This window comes from Microbispora sp. H11081, assembly GCF_012999535.1.
Taxonomy (GTDB): domain Bacteria; phylum Actinomycetota; class Actinomycetes; order Streptosporangiales; family Streptosporangiaceae; genus Microbispora.
Map to the genome: position 1 here is coordinate 1 of NZ_JABBWV010000051.1, position 531 is coordinate 531.

Annotated in this window: 1 protein-coding gene; it reads right to left on the minus strand. The window is 64.6% G+C overall.

Annotation, left to right across the window (positions count from 1 at the left end):
- On the minus strand, window positions 1–518 hold a 518-nt coding region (locus HHX31_RS33445; RefSeq protein WP_283244716.1), incomplete at its 3' end, for a Clp protease N-terminal domain-containing protein.
- Between the last annotated feature and the right edge of the window lie 13 nt (window positions 519–531).

Below are 531 nucleotides of genomic sequence, written 5' to 3' on the forward strand. Positions count from 1 at the left end.
TTCCGCCCGAACTGGTCCAGCACCAGCGACGTCGACGGCGCCGACTCCTGCGGGCCCCCCGCCGCCGCCGGCTCCTTACCCTGATACCCGTGCAGCAACTGGATCACCTGCTGCCGCACCCGGTTCAGATCAGCGCCCAGCTTCACCAGCACCTGCGCCGCGACACCCTCACCCTCCCGGATCAACCCCAGAAGAATGTGCTCGGTGCCGATGTAGTTGTGCCCGAGCTGCAACGCCTCCCGCAGCGACAGCTCAAGAACCTTCTTGGCCCGCGGCGTGAACGGAATATGCCCCGACGGCGCCGACTGCCCCTGACCGATGATCTCCTCGACCTGCTGGCGCACCCCCTCGAGACTGATCCCCAGACTCTCCAGAGCCTTGGCCGCCACACCCTCACCCTCATGGATCAGACCAAGAAGAATGTGCTCAGTACCGATGTAGTTGTGGTTGAGCATCCTGGCCTCTTCCTGAGCCAGAACGACAACCCGCCGCGCACGGTCGGTGAACCTCTCGAACATCTCGTCGCTCCTC